Origin of the sequence: Streptomyces sp. SBT349, assembly GCF_001083795.1 — a bacterium.
Classification (GTDB): Bacteria; Actinomycetota; Actinomycetes; order Streptomycetales; family Streptomycetaceae; genus Streptomyces.
The window spans coordinates 1-1836 of the sequence record NZ_LAVK01000625.1 but is presented as its reverse complement, the minus strand read 5'-3'; the positions used below and the strand labels follow the sequence as shown (position 1 = coordinate 1836).

General features: G+C 67.2%; 1 protein-coding gene. It reads left to right on the top strand.

What is annotated here, in order from left to right:
- Positions 1–65: 65 nt before the first annotated feature.
- Positions 66–1463: a condensation domain-containing protein gene (locus tag ADY01_RS35300; protein WP_049580944.1), complete on the top strand. Its 1398-nt coding sequence runs from the start codon at positions 66–68 to the stop codon at positions 1461–1463.
- The last annotated feature ends 373 nt before the right edge of the window (positions 1464–1836 follow it).

Genomic DNA, 1836 nt, shown 5'->3' with positions numbered 1-1836 from the left:
CTTCTCCGTTCCCACGCCCTCCCCTCTCTGCCGCGAGGGCGTGTGAACGGAGAAGCGCTGTGCGCATGACCGACATCCAGCGGTGCGAGATCCGCCCCGGACGTCTTGTGGAATGGACACTGCATCCCGAGGCCGTCGAGGCCGCGATGAGTCTGCCGGATGATTCCCGCCCGCTCGCTTACGTGCAGGAGTCCCACGTCCGAACCGCGCGCTCCGTACGCGAAGACGGTCTGTTCGTACCGACCTGGCTGGGCACGGCGTTCGACATTCCGGGACAGGTCGACCTCGACGTCCTCCAGGAGGCGCTCCAGGCGTGGACGGCCCGCCACGAGACGCTGCGCAGCGGTTTCCGCTGGGTCGGTGAGGAGGTGCGGCGTTTCACGTTGGACACGGAGGCCGTCGTGCTGCACCGCGCGGACATCGGCGAATTCCCCGACGCGGAGGCGCTGACCCAGCATCTGGAGGGCCGGTTCGACGTCGCGGCGGACGCGCTCAGCTGGCCGAACTTCATCTTCACCGCGGTCGTCAGGCCCGACAGCACGAGCGTCTACATGGCGTTCGACCACAGCAACGTCGACTCGTACTCCATCCAGCGCATCACCGCCGAGATCCACGAACTCTACGCGGCGGGCGTCGAAGGCCGCCCACTGGAAACGGCGCCGGTCGCCAGCTACGTCGACTTCGGCGCGACCGAGCGCGCGAACGCCGACCAGATCGACGACAGCCACGACATCGTCGCGCACTGGCGGAAGTTCATCGCCCAATGCGACGGGAAGCTGCCGAACTTTCCCGTCGACCTGGGTCTCACCCCCGAAGGGCCGCTGCCCACCCAGAAATTCATGAACGAGATGATTGTGAACGACGCGGACGCGGCGGCGTTCGAGGCCCACTGCCGCCCCTACGGGGGAAGCCTGATCGGCGTGCTGGCGGCCACCGGGCTCATCGTCCGCGAGATGAACGGTCTGGATGTGTACCGCACGGTCGTGCCGTTCCACACCCGGGCGAAATCCAAGTGGTCGGACTCGGTCGGCTGGTATGTGGGCGGCGCGCCGATCGAGATCCCGGTGGCTCAGGCAACGGATTTCGAGAGCGCGCTCGAAATGGTCCGCGACGCGCTGCGGAAGAACCGGCCGCTGTCACGGATACCCATCGCGCGTGTGCTCCGCTTGCTGGGCTCGGATTTCCGGCCCACGTCGCCGGATCTGTACTCGATCGTCTCGTTCGTCGACGCGCGTGGCATTCTGGGATCGGAACGGTGGCATGAACTCAAGGCGTACGGGCTGATTCGGGTCTCCTACGGCGACCAGGTGTGCGCGTGGATCAACAGGCTCCACGAGGGGCTGCAATTCGCCGGCCGTTACCCGGACACGGACGCCGCGTACAAGAATATGCACCTGTATGTGGAGCGGCTGCGGGAATTCATCATCTCGGTGGCACGCAACACTTCGGCCGTGCCTGCCTAGCGACGCTCGTCCACGAGTCCCCGTCGATTTGTCGGCGGGGATTCGTGGGGTGCGTCCGTGGTGGGTGGGGCGGCTTCGACGCTTGGCCTAGGTGGCACGCGGTCGCCCGGGTGTCCGTCTCGTGCGGATGCACGAAAAGAGGCACCTACGGGGGGAGGGTTCGTGGGTCGGGGCCGTCCCGGTGACCGGCCAGTGGTCTCTTGGAAGAGGTGGGTGTCCGAACGGGCGCAGCGGATGACGCTGGTCTTGGGTCGGTCTGTTCGCTGTGGCTGGGGTGGCGCGCAGCTGCTGCCGCCTCTGTGTGCCCTTGTTGGTCACCAGCCGGGCCGGTGGGGGTCGTTGCCCAACCGGGCCGTGGTGGCGGTGCGCGGTC